Here is a 19,273-nt window from a genome sequence, read left to right on the forward strand (position 1 = left end):
GACTTCCCCGCCGCCCTCCTGTTAACGGGAAGCGACCCGCGCGAGGCCGCCGATGACCCAGTCGCCCCCCTCCCAAGGCCCTGCCGCCGACGGCCCGCCGCCGGAGGTGTCGGTCGTCATCCCGATGCACGACGAGGCGCCCAACGTCGCCCCCCTGATCGCCGGCATCCTGGCCGCCTGCGAGGGAACGGCCGTCGAGGTGATCGCGGTCGACGACGGCTCGCGCGACGCCACCTCGGGCGAGGTGACGACGCTCGCCGCGGCCGACCCGCGCATCCGCCTCGTGCGCCACGCGAAGGCCGCCGGGCAGAGCGCGGCCGTCCATTCCGGCGTGCTCGCCGCGCGGGGGCGGGTCGTCTGCACGCTCGACGGCGACGGTCAGAACCCGCCCGAGGAACTTCCGAAGCTCTACACCCCGCTTCTGGCCGAGGCCCGCGCCGGGCTCGGCCTTGTCGCGGGCCAGCGCGTGGGCCGGCAGGACTCGCTGTCGAAGCGCCTCGGCTCGCGCATCGCCAACACCCTTCGGGCGTGGCTGCTGAAGGACGGGACGCGGGACACCGGCTGCGGGCTCAAGGGCTTTCGTCGCGACGCCTTCCTCGCGCTTCCCTATTTCGACCACATGCACCGCTACCTGCCTGCGCTCTTCAGGGCTCAGGGGTGGGAGGTGGCGCTGGTCGACGTCAGCCACCGGGGTCGCATGGCGGGGCGGTCGAAATACAGCAACCTGCGCCGGGCGGTGGCGGGCGTGCACGACCTGATCGGCGTGGCATGGCTGGTCAAGCGCCGCAAGAAGGCCGCGCCCGAGGAGGTGGGGATCGCCCGCACGACCCTCGCCCCGGCACCGGAGCGCGAAACGGCGCGGGAGACGACGGGCGCATGACCGAGCCCACCGCCTTCGGATGGCTCGGCGTCCAGACCTGGACCGAGTTCTGGTGGGTCGTCTTCGGCCTCGGCGGTCAGCTTCTGTTCACCGCCCGCTTCCTCGTGCAGTGGCTCGCCTCCGAGCGCGAGCGGCGCTCGGTCGTGCCGGTCGCGTTCTGGTATCTCTCGATCGCGGGCGGGCTGGTGCTGCTGGCCTACGCGATCTACCGGCGCGACCCGGTGTTCATCCTCGGCCAGTCGATGGGCGTGTTCATCTACCTGCGCAACCTCGTCCTCATCCATGCCGAACGCCGCCGCGCGCCCGAGTGAATGGCTGCCGGGGGCGCTGGCCGTCGTGCTCGCGGTCACCGCGACGCGGGTGGCGCTGCTCGCGCTCAACCGCACCGACCTCTACATGGACGAGAGCCAGTACTGGTTCTGGGGGCAGAAGCTCGCCTTCGGCTACTATTCCAAGCCGCCGCTGATCGGCTGGGTGATCCGCGCCTCGGTTGAGCTCGGCGGCTCGGACGCGCCGTTCTGGGTACGACTGCCAGCGCCGCTCTTTCACGCCGCGACCGCGCTCATCCTCGCCTGGATCGCGGGCCACCGCTACGGGCGGGGGGCGGCGCTGTGGGTCGCGGCGCTCTACGTCACGCTGCCGATGGTGAGCGTGGGCAGCGCGCTGATCTCGACCGACACGATCATGTTCCCCTTCCTCGCCGCCGCGCTCGGCCTCTGGCTCGCCGCGCTCGACCGCCGGGCAGCAGGCCGGTCGGCCTGGGCGCTTGCCCTCGCGGCGGGGTGTGCCGCGGGCGTGGCGTTCCTCGGGAAATACGCGGCCGTCTACGGGCCGACGGGTGCCGCGCTCGCCGCCCTCTTCGTGCCGGCGGCGCGTCCGGGCTGGCGCGCGGCGGGCTGGGGCGCGCTGGGTTTCCTGCTCGCGGCCGCGCCCAACGTCGGCTGGAACGTCGCCAACGGGCTGACCACGCTGCAGCACACGCTCGACAACGTGGAATGGGTGCGCGCGCCGGGAGATCGGTCGGGGCTCAACGTCGCCGGCCTCGCCGAGTTCTTCGGCGCGCAGTTCATCGTCTTCGGGCCGGTGCTGTTCGGCGCGCTTCTGTGGCTGGGGGCGCGCGGCGGCGCGGGCTCGGTCGAGCGGCGCATCCTGCTGTGGCTGTCGCTGCCGATCATCGCCGTCGTCTGCGGGCAGGCCCTGCTGGAAGAGGCCTATGCCAACTGGGCGGCGGCGGCCTATCTCGCGGGCTTGCTCGCCGTGGTGCCGTGGCTCATGACCAAGCGACGCGTCTGGCTGTGGGGGAGCCTCGCGCTCCACACCGCCTTCGCCGCCGCGCTGCCGCTGGCGCTCGCCTTCGGCACCGACTGGCGCGCGGGCGACCGGCTGCTTTTCGCCCGCTATCTCGGGCAGTCGGAGATGAGCCGCGACATCCTCGCGCTGGCGCGGGAGCATGGCGACGAGGTCGTGGTCGACGGGCGTTCGCTGCTGGCCGACCTGTTCCATACGGGTCGCGACGCGGGCGTGACGATCTGGGCCCGCCCGCCCCGCGGCCGCCCCGCCAACCACTACGAGCAGACCCGCGCCATGCCGGATAGCGTCACGGGCGAGGTGCTCTATGTCGGCCGGCTCGACGACCTGCCAGAGCGCTGCGGCAGCATCGCGCCCATCGCCACGCTCGCCCCCGACAGCGGTGCCTACCGCGAGCGCCCGATGGGCGCCTGGCGCCTGCCGGCCGACTGCCTGCGCCCGCCGGCGCCCTGATCGTCTGACCGACCGGGGGGCCATTCGCCGTTGCCGCCCGCGGCGCTCTGGGGCAAGGGAAGGGCATGAGCGACCCCGCCTGCCAAACCGCCCCGCGCGCCGCCCTCGTCACCGGCGCGGCCGGCTTCATCGGCTATCACGTCTCCCGGCGCCTGCTCGCCGAGGGCTGGCGGGTCGTGGGCCTCGATGCCGTCACCGACTATTACGACGTGCGGCTGAAGCGCGCCCGGCTGGCCGAGCTCGGCACCTTCGAGGGCTTCCGCGCGGTGGAGGCGCGGTTGGAGGAGCCCGGCTGCCTCGCCGCGCTGATGGCCGAGGAGCGACCGGGCACCGTGATCCACCTCGCCGCGCAGGCCGGCGTGCGCTACTCGCTCGAGGCGCCCCGCAGCTATGTCGAGGCCAATCTCGTCGGCACGTTCGAGCTTCTGGATGCGGCGCGCGCCCATCCGCCCGCGCATCTCTTGATGGCCTCGACCTCGTCGGTCTACGGCGCCAATACCGATATGCCCTACGCCGAGACGGACAAGGCCGACACCCAGCTGTCGTTCTACGCCGCGACCAAGAAGGCGAACGAGGCGATGGCCCATGCCTATGCCCACCTGCACGGTCTGCCGGTGACGATGTTCCGCTTCTTCACCGTCTATGGGCCGTGGGGGCGGCCCGACATGGCGCTGTTCCGGTTCGTGCGGGCGATCCGGGCGGGCGAGCCGATCGACGTCTACAACCACGGGCGCATGCGGCGCGACTTCACCTATGTCGACGATCTCGTCGAGGCGCTGGTGCGCCTGATCCCGGTGGCGCCGCCGCCTGTGGACGCAGCCGAACGCCGGTCTGCCGTGCCGGGCGACAGCCTGTCGCCGGTGGCGCCGTGGCGGGTCGTCAATCTCGGCGCGTCCGACCCGGTCGAGCTCGGCGCCTTCATCGACGCGGTCGAGGCCGCGCTGGGGCAGCCGGCAGAGCGGCGCCTCCTGCCGATGCAGCCGGGCGACGTGCCGGCGACATGGGCAGACACGACGCTCGCCCGCGCGCTGGTGGGCGAGATCCCGCCCACGCCGCTGGCCGAGGGCATCGCGCGATTCGTCGACTGGTACGTCGCGCGTTACGAGCCGCTCGCCGCCGGCCGCGGGCCCTGACACACGTCACATTGACACCCCGGCAGGGATGGACCATGCGCACCCCGCGTGGCGGCCGTTCCGGCCGGTCCGGCGGGAGAAGACGAGGGGCTGGCGATGAAGATTGCAATGATCGGGACGGGCTATGTCGGGCTCGTCTCGGGGGTGTGTTTCTCCGATTTCGGGCACGATGTGGTCTGCGTCGACAAGAACCCCGCCAAGATCGAGATGCTCGAGCGCGGCGAGATCCCGATCTACGAGCCGGGCCTCGACCGCCTGCTGGCGAAGAACGTGGAGGCGGGGCGGCTGACCTTCACCGGCGATCTGGCCAAGGCCGTGGCGGGCGCCGACGCGGTGTTCATCGCCGTGGGCACGCCCACCCGCCGGGGCGACGGCCATGCCGACCTGACCTACGTCTACTCTGCGGCGGAAGAGATCGGGCGCGCGCTGACCGGCTACGCCGTGATCGTCACCAAGTCGACCGTGCCGGTGGGCACCAACCGCGAGGTCGCCGAGCGGGTGCGCGCGGCCAACCCCGACGCGCAGTTCGATGTCGCCTCGAACCCCGAGTTCCTGCGCGAGGGCGCGGCGATCGACGATTTCATGCGGCCCGACCGCGTGGTCGTGGGCGTGGAGGCGGATCGCGCGCGCGAGGTGATGGGCGACATCTATCGCCCGCTCTTCCTGCGCGAGTTTCCCATCGTCTACACCGATCTCGAATCGGCCGAGATGATCAAGTACGCCGCCAACGCCTTTCTTGCGACCAAGATCACCTTCATCAACGAGATCGCCGCCCTCTGCGAGGCGGTCGGCGCCGACATCAAGGCGGTGAGCAAGGGCATGGGCCTCGACGGCCGGATCGGCAACAAGTTCCTGCATGCCGGCCCCGGCTTCGGCGGCTCGTGCTTCCCCAAGGATACCCGCGCGCTGGCGCGGACCGGGCAGGATCATTCGCGCCCCCTCGAGATCACCGAGACGGTGATCCGCGTGAACGACGGCATCAAGCGGCGCATGATCGACAAGGTGCTCGATCTCTGCGGCGGTTCGGTCAACGGCAGGACGCTGCTGGTGCTCGGCGTCACCTTCAAGCCCAATACCGACGACATGCGCGAGGCGCCGTCGCTGACCATCGTGCCGTCGCTCGTCGGCGGAGGCGCGACGGTGCGCGTGGTCGATCCGCAGGGGCGGCGCGAGGGCGAGACGCTGTTGCCGGGCGTGGAGTGGCACGACGACCCCTATGTAGCTGCCGAGGGCGCCGACGCGGTGGTGATCCTGACCGAGTGGAACGAGTTCCGCGCGCTCGACCTCGCGCGCCTCGCCGGGTCGATGCGGACGCCCTGCATGGCCGACCTGCGCAACGTCTACGCTCGCGGCGACGCGCTGGCCGCCGGCTTCCGCGACTACGTGGCCGTGGGGCGCTAGCAACCGGCGCCCACGGGGGCCCCGAGGCCCGGCTTTCGCTTCTCCGGATCCTTCGAGGGCGCCGGGGGACGCCTCTCGGCCGCATTGCCGCCGCCGGCGGCATGGACCATTCGCGGTTGCTCTTTCTGGTGGGGGGCCGCCGCTGGCGCGTGCGCCGGTCCTCACCCTCGTCTCGGTGCAGCGGCACGACGCAGTCGATGGCGCTCCCGAACTGATGGAGCTGACCGAGGACGAGCGGCGCATGCTCGACGGCCGCCTCTTCGACAGCGAATGCGACGAAGCGCGGCTGCACCGCGTGAATCGCACGCAGACCCGCCATGTGCGCCACGTTCCCTTCGAGGCGCAGTCGGTGACCGCCCATGCCCGCCTCATGGCACGGGTGGCGAAAAAGAGCGCGACAGGCCCCGATTGAGCGGTCGCGCCGCCGATGTCGCGGCTAGATTCGGCCGCGCCGTGCGATACGTTTGCCGCATGTTCGTCGTCACGCCCTCCACCGTGGTCGATCCGCGTCGGCTGCGTCTGACCCGGGTCGGCAGCCAGATGCTTGGGCGGGGCCTGCGGGTGATCCCGCGGCGGCCGCTTTTCCGTGGCGTCTTCTGGCGGATCGTGTTCGACCAGGCGCCGCTACGCTACATCCTCGCGCTTTCGCCGTTTCCCATCGCCATGCTGATCCGCCCCGACCTGGCGCTGGGGATCAGCCAGGCGCCGCTTCTCATGTTTGCCATCGTCTTCATGATCGAGAGCACGTTCCTGTCGGTCTCGACCCCCGAGAAGCGGCGCAAGCTGATCGCGGAGGCCGATGCGGCGCGTGGCCTCGACCTGCTGACCCTGCGCGCGCGCGACGTGCTGGCGCGGATCGCGGCGGGGCGGGGCATGGAGACCGAAGACCTCCACCTCGTGGTCGAGCAGTCGGGGCTTGCGCGTGTCCCGGTGCTGACGCTCGTCTCGGTGCAGGTCGCGCAGGAGGGCGGGCGCCCGCTGCTGCTCGACCTCGACGACAGCGAGCGTGAACTGCTCGAGGACCGTCTGTTCGCAGAGGGCCTCGACGAGCGCCTCCTGCACCTCATCAATCTTGCCGACAACCGCTTCCTGCGCAGCGTCGCCTTCGAGGCGCGTGCGGTCTCGGCGCATCAGCGACTGATGGCCAGGGCCGGGCGGCGCGGCGCCGCCGGGGCCTGAGCCGGCCTCAGGGCGGGGCGTCGGGCCTTGCGCCATTGCGTATTTGGAACAGAAAGAAGCGAGGGGTGCGCCCCGGGGGGAACGGGGCGGCGCGCTAGCGCCGCGCCATGACCGCGAGGCGGACGAAGGCGCGCTCCACGAGCGCCGCCTGGGGCGCCGTCTGCCCCGCCGAGCGCAGGGCCAGATCGGTGTCGAGCAGGAGCCTGAGCGCCTGTTCCAGCTTGCGGGGGCCCCAGCCGCGGGCCTGTGCGGTCATCGCATCGCGGCGGGGGCCGAAGATCGGCGGGCGCTGGCGGCCGAGGGCCTGTGCGGGGCCGGCGGGATCGGCGGCGGCGGCGTGCAGCGCGCGGAAGTGGCGCGAGGCGGCGATGACGAGGGCGACGGGCTGCACGCCCTGCCCCTCGAGCTTGTGCATGAGGGGGCCGATCTCGGCCTGCCGGCCCTCGGCCGCCGCGCGCAGCACATCGTCGAGCGCCGCCTCGATCGTGGCGGGCGCGTTGAGCGCGATCTCTGCCGACGTGAGCGGCGCGGGATCGCCATGCTTGTACAGCGCGATCTTTTCGAGCGTGCGGCGGAAATCGCCGGGATCGAGCGCGCGGGCGAGCGCCTCGAGATCGGCCATCGCGGCGCGCTCTACGTTCGAGAGGCCCGCGCGGGCGAGCTCCGCCTCGATCTCGGCGCGGCCCGGCGGATCGTCGTAGATCGGCAGCGCCACGGCCGCGGGATGCCCCTCGACCAGCTTGCGCAGCTTCGAGCGCGCGGGCAGAGCGCCGGCGGTGACGACGAGCGTCGCGTCGCCCTGCGCCCAGGCGCCGAGCGCGGCCGCGACGGCGGGTGCGACCCCGTCGCCTGCCTCCTCGATCAGAACGGCGCGCGGGCCGGGGAAGAAGCCGGTCGCCCTGAGCGCGTCGGCGACCGCGCCGGGGGCGCGGCGGGCCTCGCCCGGGTCGATCCGCTCGAGCCGCATTTCCTTTTCGGCATCCGGGCCGAGAAGGGCCGCCAGCATGTCGGCCCGCTTGAGCGCCACGCGCATCGGGTCGGCGCCGTAGATCAGCGCGGCGGGGCGCGGCTCGGGCCGGGCGAGAAATTTCTTGGCATCGCGGGCGGAGAGCTTCATCGGGGCCCCCGCGTCAGGCGGCCCAGTCTGCGCCGGCGGCGGCGGCGGCGACGAGCCGGGTCGCCACGCGGTCGGCCAGAAGGGTGGCGAGGCGCCGCTCGGCGTCCGCGCGGGCAGAGCGGACGGCGACGGAGGTGCCGACGTCGGACCAGGTGACGAAGCCGGTGACTTGGCCGCTGGTCAGCACGGCCCCGTCGGCGCGGCGGCGCAGCGCGTAGTCGGCAGCGCCGTCGAGCGAGAAGCGGAGCACGTTGCCGAATCCGGTCTGCGCGGTCTCGACCGTGGCGCGCCGCAGGCCGTAGCCGAGGGCGAAGGGGGCGCCTTCCCCCGCGCGACCCAGCCGCTCCTCGATCTGGCTGACGAATCGGAAGGCGTAGGAATCGCCCGGCGTGTCAGGCAGAACCTGCCCCCGCAGCGCCGTGGCCGGCCCGTCGGGCGCGTAGGCGGGGGAGAACCCGCAGGCGGGAAGCGCCGCAAGCGCCGCCAGCGCGGCCAGCGCCCGGCGACGAGAAGGCGCGCCCCGGCCCATGCTCAGACCACGATGTTGACGATGCGGCCCGGCACGACGATCAGCTTCTTGGGCCGGCCGCCGTCGAGCGCGCGCTGCACGGCGGGCTCGTCCATCGCCAGCGCCTCGATCACGTCCTTCGCAGCGTCCTTGGGCACGGTGATCTCGCCGCGCTTCTTGCCGTTGACCTGCACCGGCAGCGTGATCGTGTCCTCGACGAGCAGGGCGGGGTCGGCCTCGGGCCACGGCTGCTCGGCCAGCAGCCCCTCGCCGCCCAGCATCTCCCACATCTCTTCGGCGAGATGGGGCGTCATGGGCTGCATGAGCTGCGCCATCACCTTGAGCGCCTCGCGCCGGGCCGCGCCCGAGGCGGCGGAGCGGGCGATCGTGTTGGTGAAGGCGTAGAGCCTGGCGACCGACGTGTTGAAACCGAACTGTTCGATACCCTCGGTCACGTCGGCGATGGCGCGGGCGGTGGCGCGGCGCAGCGGCTCGTCCTCCGCCTCGGCGCCAGGCTCCGAGGGGTCGTTCTCCGCCGCCATGCGGTAGACCCGCGACAGGTGGCGGAACGCGGCCTCGGCGCCTGCGGCCGTCCACTCCACATCGCGCTCGGGAGGGCTGTCGGACATGACGAACCAGCGCGCGGTATCGGCCCCGTACTGCGCCACGATGGCGGCGGGATCGACCGTATTCCGCTTGGACTTCGACATCTTCTGCGAGGGGATCACCTCGACCGTCTCGCCGGTCGCGCGAACGACGATCTCGCCCGTCTCGCGCACGTCCACCTCGTCGGGTGTATGGTAGACCGGACGGCCGCGATCGTCGGTCGTCTGGTAGATCGCGTGGGTGACCATGCCTTGCGTGAACAGCGCCTCGAACGGCTCGCGGCATTTTTCCGGCAGGTGACCGGTGATGTGCATCGCCCGGGCGAAGAAGCGCGAGTAGAGCAGGTGCAGGATCGCGTGCTCGACGCCGCCGATGTACTGGTCGACGTTCATCCAGTAGGCGGCTTCCTCGGGGTCGGTCGGCGTCTCGGCGCGGGGCGCGGTGAAACGGGCGAAATACCACGAGGAGTCGACGAACGTGTCCATGGTGTCGGTCTCGCGCTTCGCCGGCCGGCCGCATTCCGGGCAGGGCACGTCGCGCCATGTGGGGTGGCGGTCGAGCGGGTTGCCCGGCTGGTCGAAGCTGACGTCGTCGGGCAGGCGCACCGGCAGGTTCTCGCGGTTCTCCGGCACCGCGCCGCACGCCTCGCAATGCACCACCGGGATCGGGCAGCCCCAGTAGCGCTGGCGCGAGATGCCCCAGTCGCGCAGGCGGAACTGCACCACGCCCTCGCCCCAGCCGTTCGCCTCGGCATGGGCGATCGAGGCGTCGATGGCTTCCTCGCCCGTGGCCTCGGTCAGCCCGGCGAAGTGGTCGATCCAGCGCACCTTCTCGGTCTTCTGCGGCACGAATGCCGCGTCAGCGCCAGCCTCGGGCGAGACGAATCCCTCCTGCTCGGCCGATTCAACGTCGGACGAGAACGGCACGGGCCGGAACGTGTCGATCACCGGCAGGCCATACTTGCGGGCGAAGTCGAGGTCGCGCTGGTCGTGCGCGGGGCAGCCGAAGATCGCGCCGGTGCCGTAATCCATCAGGATGAAGTTGGCGACCCAGACGGGCAGCTCGCGCCCCTCGATCAGCGGGTGGCGCACCGTGCGGCCGGTGTCGTAGCCCTTCTTCTCGGCGGTCTCGAGCTCTTCCTCCGAGGTGCCCATGCGCCGGCATTCGGCGCTGAAGGCGGCGAGGTCGGCATCGCCCTCTTCCAGCGCGCGCGCCAGCGGGTGATCGGGCGAGACGGCGACGAAGCTCGCCCCCATCAGCGTGTCGGGCCGGGTGGTGAACACCTCGATCCGCTCGTGCCCGGCCGCCGGGGCCGTCAGGTCGAACGCAAGGCGCAGGCCGCGCGAGCGCCCGATCCAGTTGGCCTGCATGAGCCGCACCTTGTCGGGCCACTTCTCGAGCGTATCGAGCGCCTCGAGCAATTCCTCCGAGAAGTCGGAGATGCGGAAGAACCACTGCACCAGTTCGCGCCGCTCGACCGGGGCGCCCGAGCGCCAGCCCTTGCCGTCGATCACCTGCTCGTTGGCGAGCACGGTCATGTCGACCGGATCCCAGTTGACCACCGCCGCCTTGCGGTAGATCAGGCCGGCCTCTAGCATGTCGATGAACAGGCGCTGCTGCTGGGCGTAGTACTCGGGGTCGCAGGTGGCGAACTCGCGCGACCAGTCGATGGAAAAGCCCATCGGCTTCATCTGGTCGCGCATGTCGGCGATGTTGCCGTAGGTCCAGTCCTTCGGGTGGCCGCCCGAGGCCATCGCCGCGTTCTCGGCCGGCATGCCGAAGGCGTCCCATCCCATCGGGTGCAGCACCGCGTAGCCGCGGGCGCGCTTGTAGCGCGCGATCACGTCGCCCATCGTGTAGTTGCGGACATGCCCGATATGGATGCGCCCCGAGGGGTAGGGGAACATCTCGAGCACGTAGTATTTCGGGCGGTCCGGGTCGTGCCGGGCGGTGAAGCAGCCGGCGCGCTCCCACGCGGCTTGCCACTTCGGCTCGATCTCGGACGGCGTCAGGCGGGACATGGGCGCGCGGTCTCCCTTGGTCGGACGGGCGACAGATACGGCGGACGGCGAGAGGGGTAAACCCTGACCGGGGAGGCGCGTTCCGGGCCCGCGGGCCGGGGCAGACGGTCAGAGGCGGCTGTCCTGGACGCGCAGCTGGCGGGCGCGGGTGAGGATCGCATCCTCCACGGCGCGCACCGTGTCGGCGTCGACGGGGCCGCCGCGCGTGGCCAGTGCCACCTTCAGCGAGCGGGCGTCGAGCGCGGGGTCGCGCACCTGGATCGTGGCGCGATAGGCCCGCCCGCCACCGGGCGGCACGCCATAGCCGGTGACGATCACGCCCGAGAAGGGATCGACCGTCTCGATCGGCAGGAAGCCGAGGATGTCGAGCGAGGCGTTCCACAGGTAGCGGTTGACCTCGAGCGCGGTGTTGGGGTCGTCGGTATTGTAGAACAGATCCCAGATCGTCTCGCGCTCTTCGCCGAGGCGCTCGTCGTAGCGCGGGTTGAACTCGTCGGGAACGGGCCGCGTCGTCTGCGTCGAGAAGCCCCCGCCCTCGCACCCCGCGGTCAGCGCGGTGGCCGCGACACCGAGCGCCAGGACCGTGCGACGCGCGCCGCCACTGCCGTGCCTTGCCCTTTCGTGCATGAAGCCCCCCGTCGTCGCGCCTTCGCGGCTTGGGTATCGCAGCCCCGCCGCAGCGGCAAGATCAATCCCGGGCGGCCCGGTTCCACGCCCCGATACGGGCCTTCGGCAACACTGTGGCAAAGCTGCACCAAATCGCAGGAGCCACCGGTGCCGCGCCGCGCCCGCCTTGCCTTGCGGGGCGTGCGGAGCGAAGAGAGGCGCATACCCAATCTGGCCCTCCGGGTTGCGGTCCACCTTTGAACATACGAGGGAAAACGATGAAAAAGGTTCTTCTCACGTCCACGGCCCTGGTGATGACCTCCGCGTCGTTCGCCGCCGCGGAAATCGCGATCTCGGGCTCGGCCGAAATGGGTGTCGTTGGTGGCAGCGCCAGCATTACCAACGCGGCCGGGGACGAGTTCGACGAAACGATCCCGATGCAGTTCTTCAACGACGTCGACGTGACGTTCTCGATGTCGGGCGAGACGGATGGCGGCCTCGCCTTCGGCGTGTCGGTCGACCTCGACGAGGCCGGCAACCTCGGCAACGAGCTCGCCAACCAGGGCGTCGCGATCTTCATCTCGGGCGACTTCGGCACCCTGACGATGGGCGACACCGACGGCGCCGTCGACTTCGTGCTGACCGACATGGGCAACGCGGGCAACCCGGGCTCGATCAACGACGCCGAAACGGCGCACCTGGGCTACCTCGGCTCGTGGCTCGACGGCTCCGGCGACAACCAGGTGGTGCGGTACGACTACTCGTTCGACGCCTTCACCTTCGCCCTCTCGGTCGAGCAGATGCCCTCGGGCCCCAACGGCACCGTGCTCGAAGATGATGACGATCTGACCTGGGCCATCGGCTTCGGCTACGACTTCGACTTCGCGGGCGGCTCGGCCGGCGTCGGCATCGGTTACCAGTACTCCGACAACGGCTCGATCTCGGTCGGCGGCGATGCCGACGACCAGACGATCAACGTGCCCGTCCTCGTGGGCGAGGTCGCGGCGACCGCCATTGGCGCCGATGTCAGCCTCGACAACGGCCTCGACGCGGCGCTGACCTACACCTACTTTGACGTGGACGACGGCGACGACGTCGATCACATCGGCATCGGTGCCGGCTACTCGTTCGACGCCTTCTCGGTGCACGCCAACTACGGCCAGTGGAACAGCGACGACGTGACCGTGTCGGGCTTCGGCCTGTCGGCCGGCTACGACCTCGGCGGCGGCGCCTCGCTGCTCTTCGGCTACGGCAACTCGGACGTCGACGTCGACGGCTCGGAGGTCGATGCGCAGATCGACGACTACTCGCTCGGCCTCTCCTTCTCGTTCTGATCCGAAGCGAGAGACGGCAAGATTTCGGGGCGGGCCGGCAGGCTCGCCCCGTTTCGTTTGCCCGCGCCCCCGCCCCACCGCCCCGCAAGCGTCTTTCGCAGGCCCCGCCCCGGTGTTAGCAGGGGCCTGACGTTTCCCATGCCGAGGACGGTGATGGCCGCTCAGAATGGCACCGCGCGCCCCGCCCCGCGCAAGTCCGACATCGAGACCGCCTATCGCAAGGCGCGCGCGCTGCACGAGGCGGGCCGCCTGCGCGAGGCGGCGCAGGGCTACGCGGCGGTCGCCCGAGCCGCGCCCGGCCTCGCCGAGCCGCATTTCCAGCTCGGCCGCATCGCGCTGGCCCGCGGCGATGCCGACGCCGCGCTCGCCGCGCTCGATCAGGCGCGGGGGCTCAAGCCCGACGAGCCCGCGATCCTCGCCGCCAGTGCCGAGGCGCTGGGCGCCGCCGGCCGCACGCGCGAGGCTCTCGCCGCGTGGGACGACCTGATCCGCCGCATGCCGCGCGAGGTGAAGCCGCGCGCCGACAAGGCGCTTCTCCTGCAGCGCATGGGCGACTTCGAGGCGGCCGAAGAGGAGTTCCGCCGCGCGCTGAAACGCGCACCGAGGGATGGCGAGCTCTACCGGATGCTCGTGACCACCCGCCGGGTGCGCAAGGGCGAGCCGCTCTTGCGCCAGATGCTCGACGCCCATGCCGACCCCGCCGTCACCGGGCGCTCGCGGATGCAGCTCCAGTTCGCGCTGGCCAAGGCGATGGCCGATACCGGCCAGCACGACCGTGTGTTCCGCTACCTCGATCCGGCCAATGCCGCGATGCGCGCCGCGCAGCCCTACGACATCGCCCGCCGCCGGGCCGAGGTGGACGGGCTGATCGCGGCGTTCAGGGGGGGCGACTTCACCCCGCTCGCCGAGGCGCCAGAGGGGCCGCGGCCGATCTTCGTCACGGGCCTGCCGCGCTCCGGCACCACGCTGGTCGAGCAGATCCTCGCGAGCCATCCACGGGTGACGGGCGGCGGCGAGATGCGCTTCGTGCTGGAAGAGGCCTATCGGCTGATGGGCGACCCGGGGCGCGGCTTCACCCGGCTCGCCGATCTGGCCGACGAGGCGGTGGCGGGGTTCGCCCGCGCCTATCTCGATCTGCTGGCGCGGGCCGTGCCCGACGCGGCCACCGTCACCGACAAGTCGATCCAGACCCACCTGGTGATCGGGCTGGTGGCGCGGGCGCTGCCGGAGGCGCGGATCGTGGTGGTGCGGCGCGACCCGCGCGATCTGGGCCTGTCGATCTACCGCAACGTCTTCGCGCCCGGCACGCATCTCTACGCCTACGACCAGGCCGACATCGCCGCCTATGTCGCCACGTTCGAGCGCATGATGGCGTTCTGGCGCGAGACGCTGCCGGGCCGCTTCACCGAGTTGCGCTACGAGGATCTCGTCGCCGACCCGGAGCCGCAGACCCGCGCGCTGGTCGCCGCCGCCGGCCTCGACTGGGATGCGGCGTGCCTGTCCTTCCACCAGACCGAGCGGCAGGTGGCGACGCTGTCGATCCAGCAGGTCCGCCAGCCGATCCACGGCGGCGCGGCGGGTGGCTGGCGACGCCACGAGGCCGACCTCGCGCCGATGATCGCGGCGCTGGAGCGTGAAGGAGTGGAGCTACCGTGAGCCTGTCGGAGATCCGGGAGAAGATCGCAGCGGCCGAGCGCAAGGCCGGCCGGCCCGAAGGGTCGGTCACGCTGGTGGCGGTGTCCAAGGTCCAGCCGCTCGAGCGGATCGAGGCGGTGCTGGACGCGGGCCACCGCGTGTTCGGCGAGAACAAGGTGCAGGAGGCGCAAGGCAAGTGGCCCGCCTTCCGCGAGCGGTTCGAGGGGGTGGAGCTGCACCTCGTCGGCCCCCTGCAGACCAACAAGGCGCGCGCGGCCATGGAGCTGTTCGACGCGATCCACACCGTCGACCGGCCCAAGCTGGCGCGCACGCTGGCGCGGCTGGCCGACGAGACGGGCCGCTGCCCCGACCTCTTCGTGCAGGTCAACACGGGCGAAGAGCCGCAGAAGGCGGGCGTTCTGCCCGCCGAGGCCGACGCGCTGGTGGCGGAGGTGCGGGAGCTCGGCCTGCCGCTGAAGGGCCTGATGTGCATTCCGCCGGTCGACGAGGAGCCGGCGCTGCACTTCGCCCTTCTCGCGAAGATCGCGGCGCGCCACGGGCTCGAAGGGCTGTCGATGGGCATGTCGGACGATTACGAGCGCGCCATCGCGCAGGGCGCGACGCACGTGCGCGTCGGCTCGGCCATCTTCGGGGCACGCAACTACGGCTGACGCCCGATCGCTCGTGCGAACGATCGAACCGGATTTCGGTAGAAGAATTCACGGCGCGGCGGCACCGTCAGGGCACGATCACCCGCGTGCCGGGGGCGATCCGCGCGACAATCCAGAGGAGGTGGTCGCGGCGAAAGGCGAGACAGCCGGCAGTGGGGTGCCGTGGCCCGCGCCAGACATGCAGGAAGATTGCCGAGCCGCGGCCGGGCAGCGGCGGATCGGCGTTCCAGTCGGTCGTCAGCACCATGTCGTAGAGCCGGTCGGCGCGGCGCAGGCGCTCGTGCGAATGGGCGTGCGGCGCGCGCACGGGCCGGTTGTAGGCGGGGTCGGCGGGGTCGTCCGACCAGAGGTCGCCCGGCCCGAAGGGCACGGCCCACGGGGCGGGCGGGGCGAGACGGTCGGCCCGGTAGAGCAATCCGGTGACGCGGTGCAGCCCGCGCGGTGTCGCGCCGTCGCCCTCGACCTTGTCCGCCGTCAGCCCGCCGCGCCCGATCGCCACGGGGAAGCGCCGGCCGGCGAAGCGCAGGCCGCCGCGTGTCAGCACCATGTCGGCCGGCGAGACAGGGGCCGTCACGGCAGGTGCCCCGACTTCGCGACCTTGGCGGCGATGTAGGCGGCATTCTCCGCGGTCTGGCCGACCTTGAGCGGCACGCGCTCGGTGACGGCGATGCCCTGCGCCTCCATCATCGCGATCTTGGCGGGGTTGTTCGTCATCAGCCGCACCCGCCCGATGCCGAGCCGCCGCAGCAGGGCCGCGCCGATGCGGAAGTCGCGCTCGTCGTCCTCGAAGCCGAGGCGGTGGTTGGCCTCGACCGTGTCGAAGCCCTGGTCCTGCAGCGCATAGGCGCGCATCTTGTTGGCCAGCCCGATACCGCGGCCCTCCTGGTTGAGGTAGAGCAGCACGCCGCCGCCCGCCTCGGCCATCGCGGCAAGCGCGCCGCGCAACTGCGGGCCGCAATCGCATTTCAGCGAGCCGAGGATGTCGCCGGTGAAACAGGCCGAATGCAGGCGCGTCAGCACCGGCGCGGCACGGTCGGGCCGGCCCACTTCCACGGCGTAATGCTCGGCGCCCCCGTCGTCGGGGCGGTAGACGTGCAGGCGGCCAGCGCCCGCGGCCTCCATCGGCAGGCGGGCGTCGACGACATGGGCATAGGCGGCACCGTCGCTCGGCGGCCCGTCGGTGGCGAGGTCGAGCACGGTGAAGCCGGCGGCGCGCGCCGCCTCCGGTCGCGGCAGGGGCGCGACGAGAACGGCGGGCAGCACCTGTGCTTCCTTTGCGAGCTGGATCGCGGCGCGCGCGAGCGTCGCGTCGCCGCCCCGCCGGGTCGAAAACGGCCCCTTCATCGGCGTGTCGAGATCGCCCGCCGGGTCGGCCACCGCCCGCGCCCAGCCGAGGCTCGCATCGCCCGGCAGCAGGATGCGGGCGATGTCGCCATCGTAGGCGCGGGCCTTCAGCGTCTCGGCCCGCCGCCCGGTTACCGCCAGCGCCGCGCCGGGGGCGAGCGCGGCGAAGCGGTCGGGCGAGACCGTCTCGATCGCCGCGACCAGCGCCGCCTCGCCGCCCGCGACCATCGCGACGGGCAGGCCGAGCCGCAGGTCGGCGCGGGCACGGGCCCGCCGCTCGGCGGGACGCAGGCCGAGGGGGTGGAGCGCAGGGGGGGCGGGGGCGTCGGTCATGGGCGGGCCTCGGGCGGACCTGCGAGATGTAGCCGCGCGCGGGCCGAATTGAAACATATCCCGCCTCTGCGACACATGGCCGTGAGAGGCTGTAGCAAGCCTTGCCCGCCCCGCAGCCCCTCCCATCTGCGTGAGGATACCAGGAAGGGAACGCGAAACATGCCCAACCTCAAGAAGATCCTGCTCGTCGACGACGACGAAGACCTGCGCGAGGCGCTGTCGGAACAACTCGTGATGACCGAGGATTTCGACGTGTTCGAGGCGGGCGATGGGCACGAGGCCATGACGAAGGTGAAGGAGGGCTTTTTCGACCTCGTCATCCTCGACGTGGGCCTGCCCGACACCGACGGGCGCGAATTGTGCCGGGTGATGCGCAAGCAGGGGGTGAAGTGCCCCATCCTCATCCTTACCGGCCACGACAGCGATGCCGACACGATCCTGGGCCTCGACGCGGGTGCCAACGACTACGTGACCAAGCCGTTCAAGTTTCCGGTCCTGCTCGCGCGTATCCGTGCCCAGCTGCGCCAGCACGAACAGAGCGAGGACGCGGTGTTCCAGCTCGGGCCCTACACGTTCAAGCCGGCGATGAAGATGCTGATCGACGAGAACGAGCGCAAGATCCGCCTGACCGAGAAGGAGACGAACATCCTCAAGTTCCTCTACCGGGCGACGGAAGGGGTTGTGGCGCGCGACGTGCTTCTGCACGAGGTCTGGGGCTACAATGCCGGCGTGACGACCCATACGCTCGAGACCCACATCTACCGCCTGCGACAGAAGATCGAGCCCGACCCCTCGAACGCCCGCCTGCTGGTGACCGAGAGCGGGGGCTACCGGCTGGTGGCCTGACGGGCGCATCGCCGGCCGGGCCTGCGACATCGCGTGGTGATCTGGATCAATTCTAAATTAACCGGTCTGGGTTACCTAGATGACATTGGATCCCCTCGCCGCGCCGGGGCAATGGTGCGGCACCCTCCCTGTTGGACTGGGCCGGGGCCTGCGTGCCCCGGCCATTTTCTTTTCGGGCGCGTGGCGTGCTTGCGCCCATGGCGGCCTTGTTGACGCAGGCGGGCCGAGGGGCGATATACGCGGCCTGATTGCCTCCCCCCATTCCGGAAGTCCAAGATGTCCGATCTCCGCGACGCCGCGCTCTCGTCCAAGGCCTGGCCCTTCGAGGTGGCGCGGGCGGTGGCCAAACGCTACGAAGCCGGCCCGCCCGAGAAGGGGCATGTCCTGTTCGAGACGGGCTACGGCCCCTCCGGCCTGCCACATATCGGCACCTTCGGCGAGGTGCTGCGCACGACGATGGTGCGCCGCGCCTTCGAGACGATCAGCGACATCCCCACGCGGCTGATCTGCTTCTCCGACGACCTCGACGGCATGCGGAAGGTGCCCGACAACGTGCCGGACCCGGATGCGCTGCGCGCGCACCTTCAGAAGCCGCTGACCAGCGTGCCCGATCCGTTCGGCACGCACGAGAGCTTCGGGCACCACAACAACGCGATGCTGCGGCGTTTTCTCGACACGTTCGGATTCGAGTACGAGTTCTACTCGGCGACCGAGTTCTACCGCTCCGGCGCCTTCGACGAGGTGCTGCTGCGCGCGGCCGAGCGCTACGACGACCTGATGGCCGTCATGCTCAAGACGCTGCGCGACGAGCGGCGACAGACCTACTCGATCTTCCTGCCGATCCATCCCGAGACGGGGCGCGTGCTCTACGTGCCGATGAAGCATGTCGACGGGCGCGAGGGCACGATCACCTTCGACGACGAGGACGGGCGCGAGTGGACGCTGCCCGTCACCGGCGGCCATGTGAAGCTGCAGTGGAAGCCCGATTTCGGCGCGCGCTGGGCTGCGCTCGGCGTCGATTTCGAGATGTATGGCAAGGATCATTCGACCAACACGCCGGTCTATGACCGCATCTGCGAGATCCTCGGCGCGCGGGCGCCCGAGCATTACACCTACGAGCTGTTCCTCGACGAGAACGCCGAGAAGATCTCGAAGTCGAAGGGCAACGGCCTGACGATCGACGAGTGGCTCGCCTACGCCCCGACCGAGAGCCTGTCCCATTTCATGTTCGGCAAGCCCAAGACGGCCAAGCGGCTGTATTTCGACGTGATCCCCAAGGCGGTCGACGAGTATCACCAGCAGCTTCAGGCCTTCCCGAAGCAGGATCTCGCACAGAAGCTGGCCAACCCCGTCTGGCACATCCACGAGGGCCACCCGCCCGCCTCGGACATGGTGGTGAGCTTCGCGATGCTGCTCAACCTCGCCTCGGTGGCCCATGCCGAGGACAAGGACGCGCTGTGGGGCTTCATCCGGCGCTACGCGCCCGACGCCTCGCCGGAGACCCACCCGCAGCTCGATGCGGCAGCCGCGGGCGCGGTGCGTTACTACGCCGATTTCGTGAAGCCGGCCAAGGTGTTCCGCGAGCCGACCGAGCAGGAGGCGGCGGCCATGCGCGACCTGGCCGAGCGGCTGAAGGACCACCGGGGCGAGACCGACGCCGAGGCGCTGCAATCGGTCGTCTTCGCGGTCGGGCGCGAGCACGGGTTCGAGCCGCTGCGGGACTGGTTCAAGGCGCTTTACGAGGTTCTGCTCGGCGCCAGCCAGGGCCCGCGCTTTGGCGGCTTCGTCGCGCTCTATGGGGTCGACGAGACCGTGCGCCTGATCGAGGACGGGCTGGCCGGGCGCCTCGCGGCCTGACGCCGGCGCCGCGCGGCCGACACGCGCGTGCCCCTGGACGG

The 19,273-nt window shown here is 71.2% G+C and carries 18 protein-coding genes; 12 read left to right on the plus strand and 6 right to left on the minus strand.

The window, feature by feature from the left end:
* The first annotated feature begins 52 nt into the window (after nt 1-52).
* From DLJ49_RS15005 to DLJ49_RS15035, 7 genes are all read left to right on the plus strand, one after another.
* Nucleotides 53-880, plus strand: coding sequence for a glycosyltransferase family 2 protein (locus tag DLJ49_RS15005; RefSeq protein ID WP_115394370.1), 828 nt, complete (start codon nt 53-55; stop codon nt 878-880).
* On the plus strand, nt 877-1,191 hold the full coding sequence (locus DLJ49_RS15010) for a lipid-A-disaccharide synthase N-terminal domain-containing protein (RefSeq protein WP_115394371.1): 315 nt from the start codon (nt 877-879) through the stop codon (nt 1,189-1,191). Before DLJ49_RS15005 ends, DLJ49_RS15010 begins: the two co-directional genes overlap by 4 nt.
* Complete coding sequence (locus tag DLJ49_RS15015; RefSeq protein ID WP_115394372.1) at nt 1,163-2,641, plus strand: ArnT family glycosyltransferase; 1,479 nt, start codon at nt 1,163-1,165, stop codon at nt 2,639-2,641. Before DLJ49_RS15010 ends, DLJ49_RS15015 begins: the two co-directional genes overlap by 29 nt.
* 65 nt (nt 2,642-2,706) lie before the next feature.
* Nucleotides 2,707-3,774, plus strand: a complete 1,068-nt coding sequence (locus DLJ49_RS15020; protein WP_115394373.1) for an NAD-dependent epimerase/dehydratase family protein — start codon at nt 2,707-2,709, stop codon at nt 3,772-3,774.
* Nucleotides 3,775-3,870: 96 nt separating this feature from the next.
* Nucleotides 3,871-5,175, plus strand: coding sequence for a UDP-glucose dehydrogenase family protein (locus DLJ49_RS15025; protein ID WP_115394374.1), 1,305 nt, complete (start codon nt 3,871-3,873; stop codon nt 5,173-5,175).
* A 214-nt stretch (nt 5,176-5,389) separates the two neighbouring features.
* Nucleotides 5,390-5,587, plus strand: coding sequence for a hypothetical protein (locus tag DLJ49_RS15030; RefSeq protein ID WP_115394375.1), 198 nt, complete (start codon nt 5,390-5,392; stop codon nt 5,585-5,587).
* 59 nt (nt 5,588-5,646) lie between these two features.
* Nucleotides 5,647-6,354, plus strand: a complete 708-nt coding sequence (locus DLJ49_RS15035; RefSeq protein WP_115394376.1) for a hypothetical protein — start codon at nt 5,647-5,649, stop codon at nt 6,352-6,354.
* 94 nt (nt 6,355-6,448) lie between these two features.
* Here the strand turns inward: DLJ49_RS15035 and holA are convergent, their stop codons facing one another.
* The 4 genes from holA to DLJ49_RS15055 all read right to left on the minus strand — a co-directional run bounded on the left by holA (nt 6,449) and on the right by DLJ49_RS15055 (nt 11,233).
* Nucleotides 6,449-7,471, minus strand: coding sequence for a DNA polymerase III subunit delta (holA, locus tag DLJ49_RS15040; RefSeq protein ID WP_115394377.1), 1,023 nt, complete (start codon nt 7,469-7,471; stop codon nt 6,449-6,451).
* Between the two features lie 13 nt (nt 7,472-7,484).
* On the minus strand, nt 7,485-8,000 hold the full coding sequence (lptE, locus tag DLJ49_RS15045; protein WP_115394378.1) for an LPS assembly lipoprotein LptE: 516 nt from the start codon (nt 7,998-8,000) through the stop codon (nt 7,485-7,487).
* 2 nt (nt 8,001-8,002) lie between these two features.
* A complete protein-coding gene (gene leuS / locus DLJ49_RS15050) occupies nt 8,003-10,606 on the minus strand; it encodes a leucine--tRNA ligase (protein WP_115394379.1) in 2,604 nt (867 codons plus the stop codon).
* 108 nt (nt 10,607-10,714) lie between these two features.
* Nucleotides 10,715-11,233, minus strand: a complete 519-nt coding sequence (locus DLJ49_RS15055) for a DUF3576 domain-containing protein (RefSeq protein WP_115394380.1) — start codon at nt 11,231-11,233, stop codon at nt 10,715-10,717.
* 257 nt (nt 11,234-11,490) lie between these two features.
* Here DLJ49_RS15055 and DLJ49_RS15060 point away from each other — a divergent pair, with 257 nt between their 5' ends.
* From DLJ49_RS15060 to DLJ49_RS15070, 3 genes are all read left to right on the plus strand, one after another.
* The gene (locus DLJ49_RS15060) at nt 11,491-12,546 is read left to right on the plus strand and encodes a porin (protein ID WP_115394381.1); all 1,056 of its coding nucleotides are present in this window, start codon (nt 11,491-11,493) and stop codon (nt 12,544-12,546) included.
* Between the two features lie 153 nt (nt 12,547-12,699).
* Nucleotides 12,700-14,202, plus strand: coding sequence for a tetratricopeptide repeat-containing sulfotransferase family protein (locus DLJ49_RS15065; RefSeq protein ID WP_115394382.1), 1,503 nt, complete (start codon nt 12,700-12,702; stop codon nt 14,200-14,202).
* Nucleotides 14,199-14,852, plus strand: coding sequence for a YggS family pyridoxal phosphate-dependent enzyme (locus DLJ49_RS15070; RefSeq protein WP_115394383.1), 654 nt, complete (start codon nt 14,199-14,201; stop codon nt 14,850-14,852). Before DLJ49_RS15065 ends, DLJ49_RS15070 begins: the two co-directional genes overlap by 4 nt.
* A 67-nt stretch (nt 14,853-14,919) precedes the next feature.
* On the opposite strand, the gene DLJ49_RS15075 is transcribed toward DLJ49_RS15070, so the two are convergent.
* Together DLJ49_RS15075 and ribA are read right to left on the minus strand one after the other, a co-directional pair.
* Entirely contained in the window at nt 14,920-15,399 is a 480-nt protein-coding gene (locus DLJ49_RS15075; protein WP_115394428.1) for a L,D-transpeptidase family protein, read from the minus strand.
* Nucleotides 15,400-15,422: 23 nt separating this feature from the next.
* Nucleotides 15,423-16,529, minus strand: a complete 1,107-nt coding sequence (ribA, locus tag DLJ49_RS15080; RefSeq protein ID WP_115394384.1) for a GTP cyclohydrolase II — start codon at nt 16,527-16,529, stop codon at nt 15,423-15,425.
* 159 nt (nt 16,530-16,688) lie between these two features.
* Here ribA and DLJ49_RS15085 point away from each other — a divergent pair, with 159 nt between their 5' ends.
* Both DLJ49_RS15085 and DLJ49_RS15090 read left to right on the plus strand, forming a co-directional pair.
* Nucleotides 16,689-17,375, plus strand: coding sequence for a response regulator transcription factor (locus DLJ49_RS15085; RefSeq protein ID WP_115394385.1), 687 nt, complete (start codon nt 16,689-16,691; stop codon nt 17,373-17,375).
* Between the two features lie 276 nt (nt 17,376-17,651).
* On the plus strand, nt 17,652-19,232 hold the full coding sequence (locus DLJ49_RS15090) for a lysine--tRNA ligase (RefSeq protein WP_115394386.1): 1,581 nt from the start codon (nt 17,652-17,654) through the stop codon (nt 19,230-19,232).
* The last annotated feature ends 41 nt before the right edge of the window (nt 19,233-19,273 follow it).

The sequence above is a fragment of the Rhodovulum sp. 12E13 genome (assembly GCF_003340565.1).
Taxonomy (GTDB): domain Bacteria; phylum Pseudomonadota; class Alphaproteobacteria; order Rhodobacterales; family Rhodobacteraceae; genus HLUCCA09.

What these genes read in the sequence shown, in the direction of transcription:
- DLJ49_RS15005 (WP_115394370.1), top strand. Translation starts at nt 53, where the DNA reads ATGACCCAGTCGCCCCCCTCCCAAGGCCCTGCCGCCGACGGCCCGCCG.
- DLJ49_RS15010 (WP_115394371.1), top strand. Translation starts at nt 877, where the DNA reads ATGACCGAGCCCACCGCCTTCGGATGGCTCGGCGTCCAGACCTGGACC.
- DLJ49_RS15015 (WP_115394372.1), top strand. Translation starts at nt 1,163, where the DNA reads ATGCCGAACGCCGCCGCGCGCCCGAGTGAATGGCTGCCGGGGGCGCTG.
- DLJ49_RS15020 (WP_115394373.1), top strand. Translation starts at nt 2,707, where the DNA reads ATGAGCGACCCCGCCTGCCAAACCGCCCCGCGCGCCGCCCTCGTCACC.
- DLJ49_RS15025 (WP_115394374.1), top strand. Translation starts at nt 3,871, where the DNA reads ATGAAGATTGCAATGATCGGGACGGGCTATGTCGGGCTCGTCTCGGGG.
- DLJ49_RS15030 (WP_115394375.1), top strand. Translation starts at nt 5,390, where the DNA reads ATGGAGCTGACCGAGGACGAGCGGCGCATGCTCGACGGCCGCCTCTTC.
- DLJ49_RS15035 (WP_115394376.1), top strand. Translation starts at nt 5,647, where the DNA reads ATGTTCGTCGTCACGCCCTCCACCGTGGTCGATCCGCGTCGGCTGCGT.
- holA (WP_115394377.1), bottom strand. Translation starts at nt 7,471, where the DNA reads ATGAAGCTCTCCGCCCGCGATGCCAAGAAATTTCTCGCCCGGCCCGAG.
- lptE (WP_115394378.1), bottom strand. Translation starts at nt 8,000, where the DNA reads ATGGGCCGGGGCGCGCCTTCTCGTCGCCGGGCGCTGGCCGCGCTGGCG.
- leuS (WP_115394379.1), bottom strand. Translation starts at nt 10,606, where the DNA reads ATGTCCCGCCTGACGCCGTCCGAGATCGAGCCGAAGTGGCAAGCCGCG.
- DLJ49_RS15055 (WP_115394380.1), bottom strand. Translation starts at nt 11,233, where the DNA reads ATGCACGAAAGGGCAAGGCACGGCAGTGGCGGCGCGCGTCGCACGGTC.
- DLJ49_RS15060 (WP_115394381.1), top strand. Translation starts at nt 11,491, where the DNA reads ATGAAAAAGGTTCTTCTCACGTCCACGGCCCTGGTGATGACCTCCGCG.
- DLJ49_RS15065 (WP_115394382.1), top strand. Translation starts at nt 12,700, where the DNA reads ATGGCCGCTCAGAATGGCACCGCGCGCCCCGCCCCGCGCAAGTCCGAC.
- DLJ49_RS15075 (WP_115394428.1), bottom strand. Translation starts at nt 15,399, where the DNA reads ATGGTGCTGACACGCGGCGGCCTGCGCTTCGCCGGCCGGCGCTTCCCC.
- ribA (WP_115394384.1), bottom strand. Translation starts at nt 16,529, where the DNA reads ATGACCGACGCCCCCGCCCCCCCTGCGCTCCACCCCCTCGGCCTGCGT.
- DLJ49_RS15085 (WP_115394385.1), top strand. Translation starts at nt 16,689, where the DNA reads ATGCCCAACCTCAAGAAGATCCTGCTCGTCGACGACGACGAAGACCTG.
- DLJ49_RS15090 (WP_115394386.1), top strand. Translation starts at nt 17,652, where the DNA reads ATGTCCGATCTCCGCGACGCCGCGCTCTCGTCCAAGGCCTGGCCCTTC.